Genomic DNA, 17916 nt, shown 5'->3' on the forward strand with positions numbered 1-17916 from the left:
CAAGGCGCACCCCGACGCGGGTTGTAACACAAACGAGCCAGCATCTGCCTCGCCACTCACCAAGGCAAGCCCCTCACCTTGAATCGCCAGAAATTGTTGGGTAACCAGTTGCCTAAACCGAAATGAGTTCTGTCGTGACGCAGGAATGATTTCCCACACCGTCAAGAATCCAGGCTCAGCCTGTGCAAAGGGTGTTGAATCGCTGCTTGATACAGCACTTTGCTGATCGATGGCCTCACCCAAAGACTCTCCAGCCTGACGCACGCCATCACTGACCGGCTTCAAAGGCTCAATCACTTCCGCGAGATCACCAAGACCAGACAAAAAATCGGTGCCGGTTCGGAGAAACTGGATTAGTTGCGCTTGGTTAAAAGGGTTTGAATTGGAAAGCCCGAGAAAACCTGCATCGCTATCCAACAACAAGTATTGCCCCAAGCGACTGGGCTTGAAAAAAAAGGGCGAAGGTGCATTGCCGAGGCTATAGCTGCCAGAACCGACCTCCAGAAAGCGTCCATCGGCGGTAGCAACTGAAAAGCATTGATTGGCAATGTTGAATTGATCGAGCCTCGAGTCAGTTTGCCCGGGTTGAACTCGTGTTCCAGCCACCGAGGCGTTGTCATCGCCACCGACGCAACCCACCAAGGAGAAAAGCAAACAAAGCCATACCAAACAAGAGGCTGTTCGTCCCATCTCTGTCTCCACTTTCTATGTGTTTCAGAAAGTGTAGAACAGGTGTGAATTTGCCAATGTCGACTACCTGACACAAACTCACGATGTTGACACTGACCGTGTCACTTATCGCTCAGGTCGGGTCTTCAGAAAGAATTCCGGAGGTGACTGCGTTGCGCAAAAACTGTTTTTCGTAATGTCGATTGCGTCGAGCTTTTTTGGCTTTTGCGCGCTTGTCGTAACGTTTGTCAACGACCAACTCATCCAGGTTTGACAATTGTTCCGGGCTTACGACCTGTTTCATCGAATTTCGCTTCGTCATGATGACTGCCTGTACTGCAAACTACACGAAACAAAATCATAAATGAAAAAGGACCTAGCGGATCACTCACGCTAAGTCCTTGTTTTATTTGGGGCGATGTATGGGGCTCGAACCCACGACCCATGGAATCACAATCCATTGCTCTACCAACTGAGCTAACACCGCCACCGTAAACCGGTACTAAATTCTTGGCCTGCCCGGAGGGGTTCGAACCCCCGACCCTCGGCTTAGAAGGCCGATGCTCTATCCAACTGAGCTACGGGCAGAATTTGCATTGTAACTCGCACACGCGAATGGGTAGAAAGCACCCACTGGACAAGGATAGAACATCCTTTAAATTCGGTGGTCGGGGCAGAAGGATTCGAACCCTCGACCCTCTGGTCCCAAACCAGATGCGCTACCAGACTGCGCTATGCCCCGACAAAGAAGCGGAATTTTATGTTGATTTCAGGGTTTCGTCAAGGCTTTACACAGTAGCACATCAAATTGGCCGCTGCGTTGAAGCGGCTCGGGCCATTTGCCCTCTGGAACACCAAGTCTGCGCGATTCCTGCACCCCCAGCTCGCCTGCTCGCTCCAACCATGTTTTAACCATACGAAACTCAAAAGGTGACCCGTAACGGATCACGGGGCTACCATCTGTGTAAACAAACTGGCGATGATCCTCCGAAAATGCCTCGCGATGGTGAGCCTTGCTTTGTCGCTGTGCAAGTTGATCAAAAAAGCCGTTGGCGTTGTAAGCCATGCCAGTTAATTGTTCACAAGACGATGGTGATGGAGGTACTGCAAACTGAGTCTGGCGAGAAAACGGCTTTTCCAACCACCTTGCCATGCCTTCAGTAAACCATTTTGTCTTGAAAGGTGAGTAGCCATACTGATACAGGTGAAATAGCTCGTGCGCTGGGGTGGTGCTGAAGCGCGGATCGACCTGCGAACCAATCTTTATTTTTAGTGTGAGCGCCGTGGAGGACTGGCCTTCATACCAATTGGGTTTGGTAGGTTCATCAAAGGCAAGGCCTGTGCCCTGGTCGAAGTGTTGAATATGCACTTCGATTCCATCGCTCTGGCTATATCTTGGATGTTTCAGAGGCGCAATCAACTCAAGCTGGGTTTGATAAAACCAATCTGCCGCTTTGAGCTGAATCAGAATGTCGTCCACTCGATCGGGAACCCCATTACCATTCTGATCCTCTGCAGGAACGGCATGTTTGCCTTCGGTGGTGTAAAAAACCCTGAATACACCTTCCGACGCCGTGTGTGTGTATAGTGCTTTTGGGTGAGGCTTGGCCCATGCATCGTTTGCAAGGATTAAAACAACAGTCAATACAAACAAGTATGTAAGCCATTCCAGCTTCATTACACTGAAAAACCGGCTCAGCAAATATCGACCTTCACCTTTGATTTGCATGATTTTTATCAAAACCTGACTAAAAACATTATGTTCCTGGACTTCATTGAAATTGGCACTTCCGACTTCAACACCCTGATTCAGGCGGCAGGCCCCGATACGCACGGTCTGTCCATTGACCCAATATCACTTTACCTTGATCGACTGCCGAATCGCCCAGGTTGCAAAAAAATCAATGCGGCCATTTCCAATTTTGAAGGCACCGTGGAGGTTTACTTTATCCCCCCTCAAGTGATTGCAAAGCACCGTCTACCCAATTGGCTCAGGGGTTGCAATTCCATTGGTGCACCTCACCCAACAGTCTCCAAACAGCTTGAGAAAATGGACATCGACCCCGAATTGGTCCTGGTTCGTCAGCCAGTACCTTGTCACCGACTCCAAACAGTACTGCACCAACACGACGTGCAGGGAGTATTTATGCTGAAAGTAGACACTGAGGGGCATGACGCGGTGATATTGAACGACTTTTTCGACGACGCCACACCTCAACAATGGCCCCATCAAATTGTTTTTGAATCCAACAAATTATCAGACAGCGAAACCATTCATCGACTGATCGCAAAGCTGATTTTGATGGGTTACGACATTGTGTCTTGCGAAACCGGTGGCGGCGCCAGCGATACACATCTCAGGTTGAACCTCAACCGCTTGAAGGGCGAGCGCACCACTATCCAAACCGCGAAAGGATACTACCTGGAGGGTTACCCGAAAAACTACTCCCCGCTCAACTTACCCCACGAGAATAATCTGGATTCAGCACTTGAATACGCACACCAACAGCAAGCAGCTGGCGTCACCTTTCAATATGGTCGGTACGAGGTTAGGCAAGGGCGCTACTTGCACCACTCTGTCAAAGACCTGAAGGTGCAAAGCTGGATGAGACTTCCCGAAACCTCACCATAGCTGCGGCACTCAGGCCTTGGGCAAGGCCGCAAGAATAGAATCGACCAATCGATTGGCCGTGGATTTGTCTGCTGTCTCCACCATGACGCGCAACACTGGTTCGGTGCCGGAAGGGCGAATCAACAACCGACCATTGCTGCCCAACTCCGCCTTCACAGCCTCGCACACGCCCTGCACTTTCACATCGTTGGCCCAGTCGTAACCCACGGGCAAGCGAGCGTTTTTAAGTACCTGTGGCAGCATGGCCACTGGCTTTAAAATATCGGCCAAAGGCATACCCAAATTTCGCACCGCACGCAGCACTTGCAGGGCACTCACAATACCGTCACCCGTGGAATGTCGGTCAAGAACCAGCAAGTGGCCTGAACTTTCGCCACCCAACTGCCAGCCGTTGGCCTGCAGTTTTTCAAACACATAGCGGTCCCCCACCTTGGCGCGCTCAAAGCCTACATTCAGTTGCTTCAAGGCCAGCTCAAGCCCCAGGTTACTCATCAAGGTGCCTACCACACCATCCACCCTGCCCTGCATGTGCAAGCGCTCGGCAACCAGTGCAAACAACAACTCGTCACCGTTGTAAATTCGACCACTGCCGTCCACGCATATCAACCGGTCCGCATCGCCATCCAATGCGAAACCATAATCAGCCTTGTGTTCAAACACAGCCCTGGCGACAAAATCAGGGTAAGTGGCACCCACACCGCGGTTGATGTTCAAACCATCGGGCTGATCAGCCAACACCACCACATCAGCACCCAGTTCGCGGAAAACCGCAGGGGCAATTTGGTAGGCAGCGCCATTGGCACAATCCACCACAATTTTTAGCCCGCGCAGGTGTTTGTCTCGGGGAAAAGTGCCCTTACAAAATTCAATATAGCGGCCTGCCGCGTCATTCAGGCGTTTGGCCTTACCCAACTCTTCAGATGATTTACAAGGCGCATTCAATGCCAGTTGCGCTTCAATTTCCATCTCCCAGGCATCGGGCAATTTGGTGCCCTCGCCTGAGAAAAACTTGATGCCATTGTCCTGATAAGGGTTGTGAGAGGCACTAATCACCACGCCTGCCGACATGTTCAAAGCACGTGCCAAATAGGCCACACCTGCGGTGGGCATAGGCCCTACCATCACCACATCCACACCCACCGACGTAAAGCCCGCCTCCAGACAGCTTTCCAGCAAATAGCCACTCACGCGGGTGTCTTTGCCTATCAGTACCCGCGGACGTCTTCCATCACCTTCATGTTTGGCCAGCACCGTGCCCGCAGCTTGCCCCAAACGCAACACGAAGTCAGGAACCATGGGGTTTTGCCCCACTGTGCCGCGAATGCCATCAGTACCGAAATATTGTCTGCTCATGAAATATCTGCAATAGGTAAATAGTGTTTATTGGTTTGATTTTACGGGAACTGTAGTGCGCCCAAGGTAATCAATCTCGCTTAATTTACAAAAGCTTTCAAGGTGCGCCGGGTTGTCTATCCCATACACCCCCAAATCAGCGCCTGGCGTGAACAAGGCATGGGTACGCTCGTTGGACCGTTGTTGCAACCAACCAAAAGCTGTGTGGCGCTTGGCCTCCATGTCGGGGTGCCAATGCTGCCCCTCAACCACTTTGCCCACCTCTTTGTACAAGTGATACAGCGGAATCAAATTGTGCCGAGGGTGAAACACCTGATAGCCCTTGGCATGCGCGCGCAAGGAAAGGCTTTGCTCTTCTCCCCGAAAATACAGATAGGGGTCGTACGGCACCTGCTGGGTAAAATCGCCGGAGGTGAATAAAAAACACGCCCCCACATGAAAACCCGGCAAGTGGGTCGTGTCAGGCTGCTCAGCCCGCTTTCGCACCACCCGGAACTGCAACACAGCGCGCTCGGCGGTCAACAGACTGCCAGGGTCGCGTTCAATGAAAAATATCTCGTCAGATTTTGCAGGCTCATCCGCCACCGCCCTGCCTTGCGCATCAAATCGGAAACCTGGCGGGTAGGTGCTAACCAACGGCTTGGGGTGAATGGCTTGAAGCCGCAGCAGTTGTTGAATCAACAACTCATCCCAACCTTGATCAAACAAAGTGTGAGAATCAATTTGCAGCAAATAATCCTGGTCGTTATACAGCGAAAACGCGATGGCACGCGCCCAACTAACCCCGCGGGAATCCACGGGTGACAAGCCCACATAATTGATATTTTTGCGCACAGGAAACTGCGTCAACCACTCAGGGTTTAAGTGCTCGGATTGGTCGACCAAACCGACATGAATTCGCTGCGGATGGGCCGCCTTGGCAAACAATTGATGAATGGTCAAATAAAGGTGCGGTTCGCAATACGCAGCCACACTGACGAAAATCGTGGGCAGTTTGGGCACTCTATCCGCCTGCATCATTGACTCAAAGCGAAGGCCACTTTCAAGGCCTCCACAGTTTCACGCACATCGTGCACGCGCAGCACGGCTGCCCCGTGTTGCGCCGCGTAGGTTGCCGCAGCCACCGAGCCGGCCGTGCGCAAAGCCGGATCGGTTTGTCCAGTCAGCTCCGCAATCATTCGCTTGCGCGACACACCGACCAACACCCCAGCCCCCAAAGTAGAAAACAAGGGCGTTGCCCTCAGCAAATCAATATTGTGCTGCAGTGTTTTGCCAAAACCAAAGCCAGGGTCCACCAGAATCCGGTTTGCCTGCACACCCAACTGCCCAAGCGCCAGCATGCGTTGGTTCAGAAATGCCTCAACATCGTTGACCACATGGTTGTACTGGGGCGAATTTTGCATGGTGCGCGGCTCACCTTGCATGTGCATCACTACCGCACCTGCATTCGATTGTGCAAGCACAGCTTCAGCGCCTGCATCCCTAAAACCATTCACGTCATTAAGAATGTCCACACCCAAATGCACCGCACACGCCATCACGTCGGTTTTCATGGTGTCGATCGACAAAGGCACATTCCAGTTCATCAACTCTTTCAGAACGTCTGCGACGCGTGCCCATTCCTCATCAGCATCAACACCCTGAGCACCTGGCCGGGTAGACTCCCCACCAATGTCCAGAATGTGTGCCCCCTGCTCCACCAGCTTGCGGGCATGCTCAATGGCAAGCCGGGTTGAGTTGTGCTTGCCTCCGTCCGAAAATGAATCAGGCGTGACATTCACGATACCCATAATCAAAGGCTTGCCGTGCGTGTAGGTAAGCTCGAAACGACCTGCTTTCCAAGTGCGAACCATGTGCTGCCTTGTGAGTTGCTGTGCTGGTATTTTACGGCATAGCAGCAGCTTAGTTCGCCTGCTGTGCTCACAGCTTATCCGTTAGCCTAGCCCGCTCAGGTGCGCACCCGTTTGTCCAAGCTTGCTCAGGTGCATACCCTCTCTCGCCAGAAAACCTGAATACCCCCTTGTTATTGATTAACCGCCCCAAGCGCACCCGCTAAACAGCGGGCGGGCTGCGCTTTCGGCTTTGCCGAACGGACGGTTAATTCAACACCAAGGGCAGGTTTTCTTGATCGGCGCTGCGAGGATATCGCCCCTGAGCGCACTGGCAACGGAGTTAGCGTACTGGCTTACTGGCCCTACTAGCGCGGGCGCTGTGCCGCCTTGCCGGCTTTGCAAGGCTTCCCGGCGGCTTCGTAGCGCGGGGCGGTTCCGCTAGGAACCGATGCGAAGACGCTTAAGCGTTTCGCATGCCCCAAGCCAGAAGCATCAAGCCGGATCAGAAGCATTGCTTAGGCAAGGTGGCACAGTACCCAAGTCTCGACCACACCAACGCCGCGCCACAATCAAAAGACTTGCTTAAGGCTTGGTGACGTAGCACCCAAGCCTCGCCATAACCCAACTCCGAAGCAAGCAACAAAAAAGCCGTTGGTCGCGAAACCAACGGCTTTCAGGTTATAACAAATCCAGCAGGGTTTACTCTGCTTTCACACTCATCGCAGCAGGTGCAGGCTGAGGCGAAGGAGCAACCTTCTCGCCACCGCCACCACTGGAACTAGGGCTGCCACCCGTGGGAGGTGTGCTACCACCCGTTGAAGGTGGGCGTGGATCTTTTCCTTCCATGATGTCGTTGATTTGGTCCGCATCAATGGTTTCCCATTCCAGCAAGGCCTTGGCCATGGTGTGAACCTTGTCACGGTTCTGATCCAGAATATCCCAAGCCACCTTGTACTGCGAATCGATGATCTTGCGGATTTCCGCATCCACCATCTGCATGGTCTGCTCGCTCATGTGCGTGGTCTTGGTCACTGAGCGGCCGAGGAACACCTCGCCTTCGTTCTCGGCATACACCATGGGGCCAAGAGCCTCGGTCATGCCGTAACGGGTCACCATGTCACGGGCAATGGCTGTTGCACGTTCAAAGTCATTCGATGCACCAGTGGTCATCTGGTTCATGAAAATTTCTTCAGCAATGCGGCCACCAAACAGCACGGCAATGGTACACAACATGCGTTCCTTGTCCATGCTGTAACGGTCACCTTCCGGCAACTGCATGGTCACGCCCAAAGCACGACCACGAGGAATAATCGTCACCTTGTGCACCGGGTCGGTTTTGGTCATCAATTTGGCGACCACAGCGTGGCCCGATTCGTGGTAAGCCGTGTTGCGGCGTTCCTCTTCGGGCATCACCATGCTACGGCGCTCAGCACCCATGATGATCTTGTCTTTGGCTTTTTCAAAGTCGTTCATTTCAACCACACGGCCATTTCGACGTGCGGCAAACAAAGCAGCTTCGTTCACCAGGTTGGCCAAATCTGCGCCCGAGAAACCGGGGCAACCACGGGCCAGTACAGATGCGTCCACGTCTGGCGACATAGGGATTTTGCGCATGTGCACTTTCAGAATCTGTTCACGGCCACGAATGTCAGGCAGGCTGACCACCACCTGTCGGTCGAAACGACCAGGACGCAACAAGGCCGGATCGAGTACATCGGGACGGTTAGTCGCCGCAATCACAATGATGGCCTGGTCTGTCGAAAAACCATCCATTTCCACCAGCATCTGGTTCAGGGTTTGCTCGCGCTCGTCATTTCCGCCGCCCAAACCAGCGCCACGCTGACGACCCACCGCATCAATTTCGTCGATAAAAATAATGCAAGGCGCCTGCTTCTTGGCCTGTTCAAACATGTCACGAACACGCGCTGCACCCACACCGACAAACATTTCGACGAAGTCGGAGCCAGAGATTGCAAAGAACGGAACCTTGGCTTCGCCAGCAATGGCTTTGGCCAGCAGGGTTTTACCAGTGCCTGGCGACCCTACCATCAATACACCACGGGGAATACGGCCACCCAGCTTTTGGAACTTGGAAGGATCTTTCAGGAAATCAACCATTTCCTGTACGTCTTCCTTGGCCTCGTCACAGCCAGCCACGTCCGCAAAGGTCACTGGGTTTGTGTTCTCATCCAGCAACTTGGCACGGCTTTTACCGAAACTGAACGCACCACCTTTGCCTCCACCCTGCATTTGACGCATGAAGAAAATCCACACGCCGATCAGGAGAATCATGGGGAACCAGCTCACGAACAGGCTCATCAGCAAGGATGGCTCTTCTTCAGGCTTGGCACGTACTTGCACGCCGTATTTCAGCAGATCACCCACCATCCAGATATCGCCAGGCGAATACACCACCCGCTCACGGTCATCAGTGGTGAGAGCGCGCACAGTGCGGCCCTCGACGATCACGCTCTTGATGCGTCCATTCTGCGCATCCTGCATGAACTCGGAATAGGTCATTTCGTTGGAGCGCGTTTGCTGCCCTTCAAACTGTTTGAACACAGTAAAGAGCACCAGCGCCACAACCAACCAGACTGCTGCTTTGGAAAACGAATTATTCAATGCCACTTCTCCTCGAGGACTCTGCCACCACCCTAGGGAAATGGGGACAGGATGTCCATTTTAAACCCAAGCGAATGAAATACGCCATCACACTATTTCATGGTGTGGATTAACAATCGCAATCACCTGGATCATGATGCTGCAAAATACCTATTTAAGACCCTTGCAAAGCAAAAAGGTTTCACGAGAACGATCGCGAGAAGCCTTGGGTTTGCGCGGCGATACGCTTTTAAATACCTGCTTCATCTGGTGCACGATGTTGCTGTAAGACGACCCGTGAAAAATCTTCACAATCAATGCCCCGTTGGGCTTTAGATGGTTCACCGCAAAATCAATGGCCAGCTCGCACACATGTTCAATTCGGGCTGAGTCAGCCGCAGCAACGCCGGACAGGTTAGGCGCCATGTCAGACACCACCAAGTCCAGTTTCTCTCCGCCCAAGCGCTGATTCAGGTCTTCAAGCACCGCTTCGTCGCGAAAATCCCCCTGAATGAACTCAACACCCGCAATTGGTTCCATTGGAAGCAGATCCAGTGCGATAATACGGCCATTGATGACACCGCCGGGCCCGACCAAGGCTTCCCGAAGCACCTGCGACCAACTTCCTGGCGCACTGCCCAGATCGACGACTTTGATGCCTGGCTTCAACAACCCTTCCGGCTCTGCGATTTCCTTCAATTTGAAGGCTGCACGGGCTCGATAACCCGCATTCGTGGCCATTTTCACGTAAGGGTCGTTGATGTGGTCATGCAACCAGTTTTTATTGAGTTTCTTCTTTTTAGCCACCGATTACCCAACCGAGTGAAAAATTAATATGACGGACACCACTGCTGTAACCCTGACACCCGCCGAGAAAAAGGCACTTAAAGCACAGGCCCATGCGTTGGATCCGGTGGTTCTGATTGGCGACAAGGGCTTAACACCCAATGTAGTCAAAGAAATCGACATGAACCTGAACGCGCACGGCCTGATCAAGGTCCGCGTGGCTGGTGACGACCGGGAAGCCCGACTTGAGTATGCACAAACCATTTGCGATGAAACTGGTGCTGCACTGGTTCAACATATTGGCAAATTGCTGGTACTGTTCCGCCCCAAAGCGGAGGATTCAGAAAAGGCAAAAGCCAAAAGTCGCCCCAAGCCGAAAGGTCCACGCCAAACCAAACGTCAGTTTGTATCCAAAGACTAAATCAAGCCTTTGAGGCCAAGGCCGGCTTACTGTCTTTTGTGACACCAAACCGGCTCAGGCCCCACACCAGCGCCCCAATCATTTTGACGGAATACAACACGCTTGAAATGGCATGCATGTTACCGAACTGGCTCCGCATTGCGGCCAGCTCGTCGCCTTGCAAACCAGCCATGGCTGCGCGCAGGGTATTCATGTAGGGCTGAAGCCACGCCAACTCAACCACGCTGACCGCCAAAATTACTGCCATCAGTATGTTGATACGCAGCCCAGCCCGCAATTCTCCGGCCAAATTCGACAGCACCAACAGCGCAGCGCTACTGACCAGAGAATACAAGGCCAGCATGTAAAACAAACGGCCAGCCACCAAACCCGCTTCGGGGCGCGGCAACCATTTGAACAAGCCCGGTGCAACCAGAATAGCCATGAACCACAAAGCCCCGAGCCAAATCGCCCAGAACGCCAGTTCCGCACTCCGAAAACCGCGCCAAGTCATTGTGATTGCACCCCTTTTACAAAAACCATCAGATGTATTTTACTTCCAGTACCTCGTATTCACGCAAACCGCCTGGCGCTTGAACATGAGCTACATCACCTTCGTACTTGCCAATCAGGGCACGTGCAATCGGGCTGGAAATCGAAATCAGACCAGCTTTGATATCAGCCTCGTCATCACCCACGATTTGATATTCCACACTGGCACCGGCTTCAATGTCTTCCAGTTTCACCGTGGCCCCAAACACCACACGGCCTTCCGCATCCACATTCGTGGGGTCAATAATCTGGGCGTTGCTCAGTTTGCCTTCAATTTCCTTGATCCGCCCTTCGATAAAACCCTGCTTTTCTTTTGCGGCGTCATATTCCGCATTCTCGGACAAATCGCCCTGTGCACGCGCCTCAGAAATGGCATTGATCACTGCGGGGCGATCAATGGTTTTCAAGCGATGCAATTCCTGTTTCAGCTTTTCAGCACCCTTAACGGTCAATGGGATAGTGGCCATAAATTCAGTTGTTCCTGCAAATGGAAAGCCGCCTGATAGCAAACATTGCTATGAGACGGCTTAAAGGTTCAGACAGGCAGATTAAGCAGAGAGTTCCGCATGCAGGCTTTGAACGCTGTAAACGTCCATTGCGCCGAGGTGTTTCATCCCCTCGACTGAAGCCAGTGCACCTGCCATGGTTGTAAAGATCGTAACACGAGAACTCAATGAAGTGGTTCGAATGTATCGGCTGTCGTTAATCGCGCTTCGGCGCTCCTCAACCGTATTTACCACCAACTGCACTTCACCGTTTTTCAGCATATCGACAATGTTCGGGCGACCTTCAAGCACCTTGTTCACCACGGTGCATTCAATACCGCCTTCTGCGATGGCTGCAGCCGTACCGCGTGTTGCGATGATCTTGAAACCCAGATCAACCAGACCTTTGGCCAGCTTCACAGTGTGCTTCTTGTCTTCGGTTTTCACGCTGATGAAGGCAGTGCCCCCCTCAGGCAACTTGACTGATGCAGCCAGCTGCGACTTCACAAACGCCTCACCGAAAGTGCGGCCAACGCCCATGACTTCGCCCGTGGACTTCATTTCTGGGCCCAAAATAGTGTCAACCCCGGGGAATTTCACAAAGGGAAACACGGCTTCCTTGACCGAGAAATATTTCGGTACAGGGATTTCAGTCACGCCTTGAGCCGCGAAGGTTTGACCAGCCATGCAGCGTGCAGCAATCTTGGCCAACTGCTTGCCTGTGGCCTTGGATACATACGGCACTGTGCGAGATGCGCGGGGATTCACTTCCAGCACATACACGGTGTCGTTTTGAATCGCGAACTGAACGTTCATCAAACCAATCACATTCAGGGCTTTGGCCATGAGTTCGGACTGACGTTTCAATTCATTGACCATGTCGGCCGACAGGCTATACGGGGGCAAGCAGCAAGCAGAGTCGCCACTGTGCACACCCGCTTGTTCAATGTGCTCCATCACACCACCGATCATCACGGTTTGACCATCACACAGGGCATCTACGTCCACTTCAATCGCGTCGTTCAGGAAGCGGTCCAGCAGCACAGGGCTGTCGTTGCTCACCTTCACGGCTTCGCGCATGTAGCGCTCGAGGTCTTTCTGCTCATGCACAATTTCCATGGCGCGACCACCCAGCACGTAGCTTGGGCGCACCACCAATGGATAACCAATTTCCTGGGCATGGGCTATCGCTTCGGCTTCAGTGCGCGCAGTGCGGTTCGGCGGCTGACGCAGGTTCAGCTTGGTCAGCAGCTTTTGGAAACGCTCCCGGTCTTCAGCGATGTCAATGCTTTCAGGGCTGGTGCCGATGATGGGCACACCGTTGGCTTCCAGTGATTTCGCCAGTTTCAGCGGGGTTTGACCACCGTACTGAACAATCACACCAACCGGCTTTTCAATGGCAACAATTTCAAGCACGTCTTCAAGTGTCAATGGCTCAAAGTACAGGCGATCGGAGGTGTCGTAATCGGTAGACACGGTTTCAGGGTTGCAGTTGACCATGATGGTTTCAAAGCCATCTTCGCGCAGTGCCATGGCGGCATGCACGCAGCAGTAATCAAACTCAATACCCTGACCGATTCGGTTCGGACCACCGCCCAGCACCATGATCTTTTTCTTGTCAGTGGGCGCAGCCTCACATTCCTCCTCATAGGTGGAATACATGTAAGCGGTGCCTGTCTTGAATTCGGCTGCACAAGTGTCTACGCGCTTGTACACGGGACGTACATTGTGCTGGTGACGCAGCTTGCGGATTTCAGCTTCCGACACATCCAGCAAATACGCCAGGCGACGATCGGAGAAGCCCTTGCGCTTGAGCAAACGCAGCACAGGCTCGGAAAGATCCGCCAGCGTTTTGGTTTCCAGCTCAAGTTCTGTGTCAACGATGTCTTGAATTTGAACCAGGAACCAACGATCAATTTTGGTCAACTGATGTACTTCTTCCAGGCTAAAGCCTTGGGCAAAGGCATCACCTACATAAAAAATTCGCTCTGGGCCAGGCTCGCCCAATTCGCGTTCGATCACTTCACGATCGGTTGTTTTCTGGTTCAAACCATCCACGCCAACTTCGAGACCGCGCAGGGCTTTCTGGAAGCTTTCCTGGAAGGTGCGGCCCATGGCCATCACCTCACCCACACTCTTCATCTGTGTGGTCAGGCGATCGTCGGCGGTGGGGAATTTTTCGAATGCAAACCGCGGAATCTTGGTGACCACGTAGTCGATGGAAGGCTCGAACGACGCAGGGGTCAAGCCACCAGTGATGTCGTTTTTCAATTCATCGAGGGTGTAACCCACAGACAGCTTGGCCGCCACCTTGGCAATCGGGAAGCCGGTTGCCTTGGACGCAAGGGCAGACGAACGTGACACACGCGGATTCATTTCGATCACGATCATGCGGCCATTGGCCGGGTTGATCGAGAACTGAACGTTAGAACCACCGGTATCCACGCCAATTTCGCGCAGAATGGCAATGGAAGCATTGCGCATCAACTGGTATTCGCGGTCGGTCAGGGTTTGTGCAGGCGCCACGGTAATGCTGTCGCCGGTATGCACGCCCATGGGGTCGAGGTTTTCGATTGAACACACGATAATGCAGTTGTCGGCGCTGTCACGCACCACTTCCATTTCGTATTCTTTCCAGCCGATCAGGCTTTCTTCAATCAGCAATTCATTCGTGGGGGACGCCTCCAGACCGCGGCGGCAAATGGTTTCGAACTCTTCGGCGTTGTAGGCAATTCCGCCACCGGTTCCACCCAGGGTAAAGCTGGGGCGAATAATGACCGGGAAGCCGTTGCTGCCTACTTCTTTGGCAATTTTCGCCTGCACTTCCAGTGCTTCTTCCATGGAGTGCGCTACACCGCTCTTCGCAGAATCCAACCCGATGCTGGTCATGGCGTTCTTGAACTTCAAGCGGTCTTCAGCTTTCTCAATCGCTTCTTCTTTCGCGCCAATCAATTCGACATTGTACTTGGCCAGCACGCCATGCTTGGCCAAATCAAGCGCACAGTTCAGCGCAGTTTGACCACCCATGGTGGGCAGCACGGCATCAGGACGCTCTTTCTCGATGATTCGTTCAACAACCTGCCAGGTGATGGGTTCGATGTAGGTCACATCAGCCATTTCCGGGTCGGTCATGATGGTGGCAGGGTTGCTGTTGACCAGCACCACTTTGTAGCCTTCCTCGCGAAGTGCTTTACAGGCTTGGGCACCTGAGTAGTCAAATTCGCAGGCCTGACCAATCACAATGGGGCCAGCGCCGATGATCAGGATTGTTTTTAGATCGTTACGCTTTGGCATAACTTCCCTTTAATTTTAAAAATTTCAATACGGTTCAGACAGGTTTGCACAAAAGCGGATTAGGCTTTGGCTGCCTTGATGTCTGAAATAAAACGGTCGAACAGTTCTGCCAAATCGTGCGGACCTGGACTGGCTTCAGGGTGTCCCTGGAAGCAGAAGGCTGCACGGTCGGTGCGCTCTAGACCCTGAATGGACCCATCGAACAACGACACGTGGGTTACACGCAAATTGGCGGGCAATGAATCGGCGTCCACCGCAAAGCCATGGTTTTGGCTGGTAATGGCCACACGCTTGGTTTTCAAGTCTTGCACAGGGTGGTTAGCCCCGTGGTGACCGAACTTCATCTTCATGGTTTTGGCACCACTGGCCAAGGCCATCAGCTGGTGACCCAAGCAAATGCCAAAGACGGGCAGTTTGGTGTTGTCCAAAATATGCTTGATGGCAGAAATTGCATAGTCGCAGGGCTCGGGATCACCAGGGCCGTTGCTCAAGAACACGCCATCGGGGTTCAAGGCCAACACTTTCTCCACCGGAGTTTGTGCGGGCACCACTGTGACTCGACAACCACGCTGAGCCAGCATGCGCAAAATGTTGCGCTTGGCACCATAGTCGAATGCCACCACGTGGTGAGGGCGCTCGCCAGTCTGAAAATGTGGTTCTTCGGACGCAACACCCAAAGCCCATTCGCCTTCAACCCACTCATGTGCTTCCTTGCAGGAGACCACCTTGGCCAAGTCCATGCCAGCCAAGCCTGGAAAGCCTTTGGCCAGTTCGATGGCGCGCTCGGCGCTAAAGGTTTCGCCACTGCCTTCAGTCAGCAGGCAGCCATTCTGGGCGCCCTTCTCACGAAGAATACGCGTCAACTTTCGGGTGTCGATACCGGCAATGCCTGGCACGCCGTGCTTTTTCAGGTAATCCGCCAAAGGCATTGTTGAACGGAAGTTGGACACCAGTTCAGGCAGGTCTTTAATGACCAGGCCAGACAGATGCAACCCGGCGGATTCTTCGTCCTGAGGGTTGGTACCGACGTTGCCGATGTGAGGATAAGTGAGGGTGACAATTTGGCGGCAGTAGGATGGGTCGGTGGCGATTTCTTGATAACCCGTGAGCGATGTATTGAACACCACTTCACCCACTTGCGTGGTAGGGGCGCCAAAAGAAATGCCCTCGAATACTGTGCCGTCTGCGAGCGCGAGCAAGGCGCGCGGGTGGGCGCTTGCGACTAATTTCGACAAGGGAAACTCCAATAGATGCGACAAAACACCCGGGGACAAATAACACCCGCGCAGGCTTTTTGCCTAAGAATCATTCAGCTAGCCGAGAATTATACCCGTAACGGCCGGGTTCGGCCACACCGAAGTGTGGCCTTGGGTGAACTTTGGCGCACTTTAAGAAATTTACGCGCTTGATTGGCTTGAGATACGACGACCATACCAGCACAGCAAAGCAACTGTGACATACATCAACAAACCATAAACAACAACCGGAACAGCAATTTCGGCATTGCCCAACAAAGACAGAGCAATGGTTAAACCCAAAGTTGAGTTTTTGACACACATCTCAATCGACACAGTCAAACTGTCCTGAGCGTTCAAACCGCTGAGTTTGCCACCCAGCAAACCCAAAGCAATTGCGGCCAAGTTCAGGGCAACCACCGGCATCCAGGCCTGCGCAAACCAGGCAGGCATGTTCTCGGATTCGCTCACACCGATCAACACAATGATGGCAACCAGCACAAACACTGCGAACTTGTTGATGGCAGGCTCGAACTTCTTGGACAACTCCGGCTTCTTGGCGCGAATGAACATGCCAATACACACCGGAATGATCACGATCACCATCATGGTAATGAGGGTTTGCAGAAAAGGCAGTTGCAACTCGGTATTGGCCCCCACAAACATGGGAAGTGCGTACGACATGTAAAAGGGTATGGTGAGCACAGTGAGCAGGCTGGCAATCACAGTCAGCGTGATCGACAATGCAAGGTTGGCCTTGGCCATGTAAGTCAGCACGTTAGAGGTAGTACCGCCAGGCATGACCGCAGACAACACCAGGCCTGCCGCCATTACCCCACCGCCAAAAAGACCACCAATGGCAAAGCCCAGCATGGGCACACCAACCAGTTGCAGCACCGTTCCCACGATGACGCCTTTGGGCTGCTCTTTGATACGTCGAAAATCTTCCACGGTCAGGCTTAAACCCATACCGATCATGATGATAAATAGGGAAACCGGTAAACCGATCGTGATGTAGGTGTTGCCGAGCATTGTGTCTCCGTAGGGTATTTTTTGTTGTTCAGCTAATGTAGCCCAAGCCAGAAAGTTTCGCTGTCAGCAAATTGACGTTTAATCTGCCTTTTTGAATTCTGTACGAACTATTTGCTCCAGAAAGTCGGCAACCACCCTGGTTTTCAATGACAACTGGCTGCTTAGGCCCGGTGGAAACACCAGATACATGGGCAAACCACCGGTGGCCGGATTGTCGCAATACCAATCTGAAAGAATTTCGACAAGTTCGCCGCGTGCCAACGCCCCATGCAGCATCCAGTCTGCACTTCGACCCAAACCCAAACCCGCCTGAATGGCTCGCACCACCATCATGGGGCTGGAACAGGTGAGCCATGACATGACCCGGTGCTTTTGGCTGGGTTGCGCACCATTTTTCGGCCAGAATTCCCATTCCTTTTGATCTCCCCGTTGAGAAAATGCAATGCACTGATGGTGAACCAGGTCAGCCGGCGTTTGCGGTACACCATGCTTTTCCAGATACGCAGGCGCGGCATACAACTTTCGCCAGATGGTCGCCACCTTGCGGGCCCGCAAGGTGGAGTCTTGCAGCACGCCCACTCGCAAAGCAATGTCAAAGCCTTCCTCCACGATCATGGCGTTTCGATTGGACAAATCGACCTGCAATTGCACATCGGGATATTTAGCGTGAAATTCGGGCAATCGGGGTGCCAGTATTTTTTCACCCACGATCACCGGAAGGCTGATACGAACGGTTCCGTGGGGTTGCCCGCTTTGCAGCTGCGTAATCGCATCGCGGGCCTCTTGCTGGCTTTCCAGCATGCGCTGGGCGTGAATTTTATAAATTTCGCCCGCCTCAGTAATTTTGACCTGCCGCGTGGTGCGGTTCAAAAGACGAATATTCAAGTGTGCCTCCAACTGGGAAATGGCCCGGCTGATACTGGACGGGTTTTCTCCCTTCAACTTGGCCGCAGCCGCAAAGCTGCCGGTGTTGACGACCATCAGGAAGGTTTCGGCCGCTTGAAGTTCATTAAAATTATTGCTCATGGTGCAATGGTGTAATTCG

At 53.0% G+C, this 17916-nt stretch carries 16 protein-coding genes and 3 tRNA genes; 2 read left to right on the forward strand and 17 right to left on the reverse strand.

From position 1 onward, the window contains the following. From A0129_RS09425 to A0129_RS09450, 6 genes are all read right to left on the reverse strand, one after another. A partial coding sequence (locus A0129_RS09425) for a hypothetical protein (protein ID WP_291714460.1) occupies positions 1-690 on the reverse strand: 690 nt, incomplete at its 3' end. 112 nt (positions 691-802) lie between these two features. Further along, positions 803-973 carry a hypothetical protein gene (locus tag A0129_RS09430; protein WP_291714462.1) on the reverse strand — a complete coding sequence of 57 codons (171 nt, stop codon included), beginning with the start codon at positions 971-973 and terminating at the stop codon, positions 803-805. A 107-nt stretch (positions 974-1080) separates the two neighbouring features. Continuing rightward, positions 1081-1156 (reverse strand) — tRNA-His (locus tag A0129_RS09435). Between the two features lie 24 nt (positions 1157-1180). After that, positions 1181-1257 (reverse strand) — tRNA-Arg (locus tag A0129_RS09440). A 77-nt stretch (positions 1258-1334) separates the two neighbouring features. Then, positions 1335-1411 (reverse strand) — tRNA-Pro (locus A0129_RS09445). Positions 1412-1438: 27 nt separating this feature from the next. Beyond that, entirely contained in the window at positions 1439-2398 is a 960-nt protein-coding gene (locus A0129_RS09450) for a hypothetical protein (protein WP_291714464.1), read from the reverse strand. Positions 2399-2428: 30 nt separating this feature from the next. Between A0129_RS09450 and A0129_RS09455 the strand changes: the two genes are divergently transcribed. After that, on the forward strand, positions 2429-3301 hold the full coding sequence (locus tag A0129_RS09455; protein ID WP_291714466.1) for an FkbM family methyltransferase: 873 nt from the start codon (positions 2429-2431) through the stop codon (positions 3299-3301). Between the two features lie 9 nt (positions 3302-3310). Here A0129_RS09455 and glmM read toward each other — a convergent pair whose 3' ends face one another. The 5 genes from glmM to A0129_RS09480 all read right to left on the reverse strand — a co-directional run bounded on the left by glmM (position 3311) and on the right by A0129_RS09480 (position 9894). After that, positions 3311-4654 (reverse strand): phosphoglucosamine mutase, encoded by a 1344-nt coding sequence (gene glmM / locus A0129_RS09460; RefSeq protein WP_291714468.1) that lies wholly within the window; start codon positions 4652-4654, stop codon positions 3311-3313. Positions 4655-4681: 27 nt separating this feature from the next. Continuing rightward, entirely contained in the window at positions 4682-5656 is a 975-nt protein-coding gene (locus A0129_RS09465; protein ID WP_291714470.1) for a GlcNAc-transferase family protein, read from the reverse strand. 14 nt (positions 5657-5670) lie between these two features. Further along, on the reverse strand, positions 5671-6507 hold the full coding sequence (folP, locus tag A0129_RS09470) for a dihydropteroate synthase (protein WP_291714472.1): 837 nt from the start codon (positions 6505-6507) through the stop codon (positions 5671-5673). 678 nt (positions 6508-7185) lie between these two features. Then, the gene (gene ftsH / locus A0129_RS09475) at positions 7186-9108 is read right to left on the reverse strand and encodes an ATP-dependent zinc metalloprotease FtsH (protein WP_291714474.1); all 1923 of its coding nucleotides are present in this window, start codon (positions 9106-9108) and stop codon (positions 7186-7188) included. Positions 9109-9258: 150 nt separating this feature from the next. Continuing rightward, positions 9259-9894 (reverse strand): RlmE family RNA methyltransferase, encoded by a 636-nt coding sequence (locus A0129_RS09480; protein ID WP_291714476.1) that lies wholly within the window; start codon positions 9892-9894, stop codon positions 9259-9261. A 28-nt stretch (positions 9895-9922) separates the two neighbouring features. Here A0129_RS09480 and yhbY point away from each other — a divergent pair, with 28 nt between their 5' ends. Continuing rightward, positions 9923-10294 carry a ribosome assembly RNA-binding protein YhbY gene (gene yhbY / locus A0129_RS09485; protein WP_341709823.1) on the forward strand — a complete coding sequence of 124 codons (372 nt, stop codon included), beginning with the start codon at positions 9923-9925 and terminating at the stop codon, positions 10292-10294. A gap of 1 nt (position 10295) precedes the next feature. On the opposite strand, the gene A0129_RS09490 is transcribed toward yhbY, so the two are convergent. The 6 genes from A0129_RS09490 to A0129_RS09515 form a co-directional block, all read right to left on the reverse strand. Next, a complete protein-coding gene (locus A0129_RS09490; RefSeq protein ID WP_291714477.1) occupies positions 10296-10787 on the reverse strand; it encodes a DUF4149 domain-containing protein in 492 nt (163 codons plus the stop codon). Positions 10788-10815: 28 nt separating this feature from the next. Further along, the gene (gene greA, locus A0129_RS09495; protein WP_291714479.1) at positions 10816-11292 is read right to left on the reverse strand and encodes a transcription elongation factor GreA; all 477 of its coding nucleotides are present in this window, start codon (positions 11290-11292) and stop codon (positions 10816-10818) included. A gap of 81 nt (positions 11293-11373) precedes the next feature. Beyond that, positions 11374-14604, reverse strand: a complete 3231-nt coding sequence (gene carB / locus A0129_RS09500; protein ID WP_291714481.1) for a carbamoyl-phosphate synthase large subunit — start codon at positions 14602-14604, stop codon at positions 11374-11376. Positions 14605-14663: 59 nt separating this feature from the next. Continuing rightward, positions 14664-15839: a glutamine-hydrolyzing carbamoyl-phosphate synthase small subunit gene (gene carA / locus A0129_RS09505; RefSeq protein ID WP_291714484.1), complete on the reverse strand. Its 1176-nt coding sequence runs from the start codon at positions 15837-15839 to the stop codon at positions 14664-14666. A 162-nt stretch (positions 15840-16001) separates the two neighbouring features. Then, positions 16002-16871, reverse strand: coding sequence for a bile acid:sodium symporter family protein (locus A0129_RS09510; RefSeq protein ID WP_291714486.1), 870 nt, complete (start codon positions 16869-16871; stop codon positions 16002-16004). Between the two features lie 78 nt (positions 16872-16949). Then, entirely contained in the window at positions 16950-17897 is a 948-nt protein-coding gene (locus tag A0129_RS09515; protein ID WP_291714488.1) for a LysR family transcriptional regulator, read from the reverse strand. Between the last annotated feature and the right edge of the window lie 19 nt (positions 17898-17916).

The sequence above is a fragment of the Limnobacter sp. CACIAM 66H1 genome (genome assembly GCF_001601825.1).
Taxonomy (GTDB): Bacteria; Pseudomonadota; Gammaproteobacteria; order Burkholderiales; family Burkholderiaceae_B; genus Limnobacter.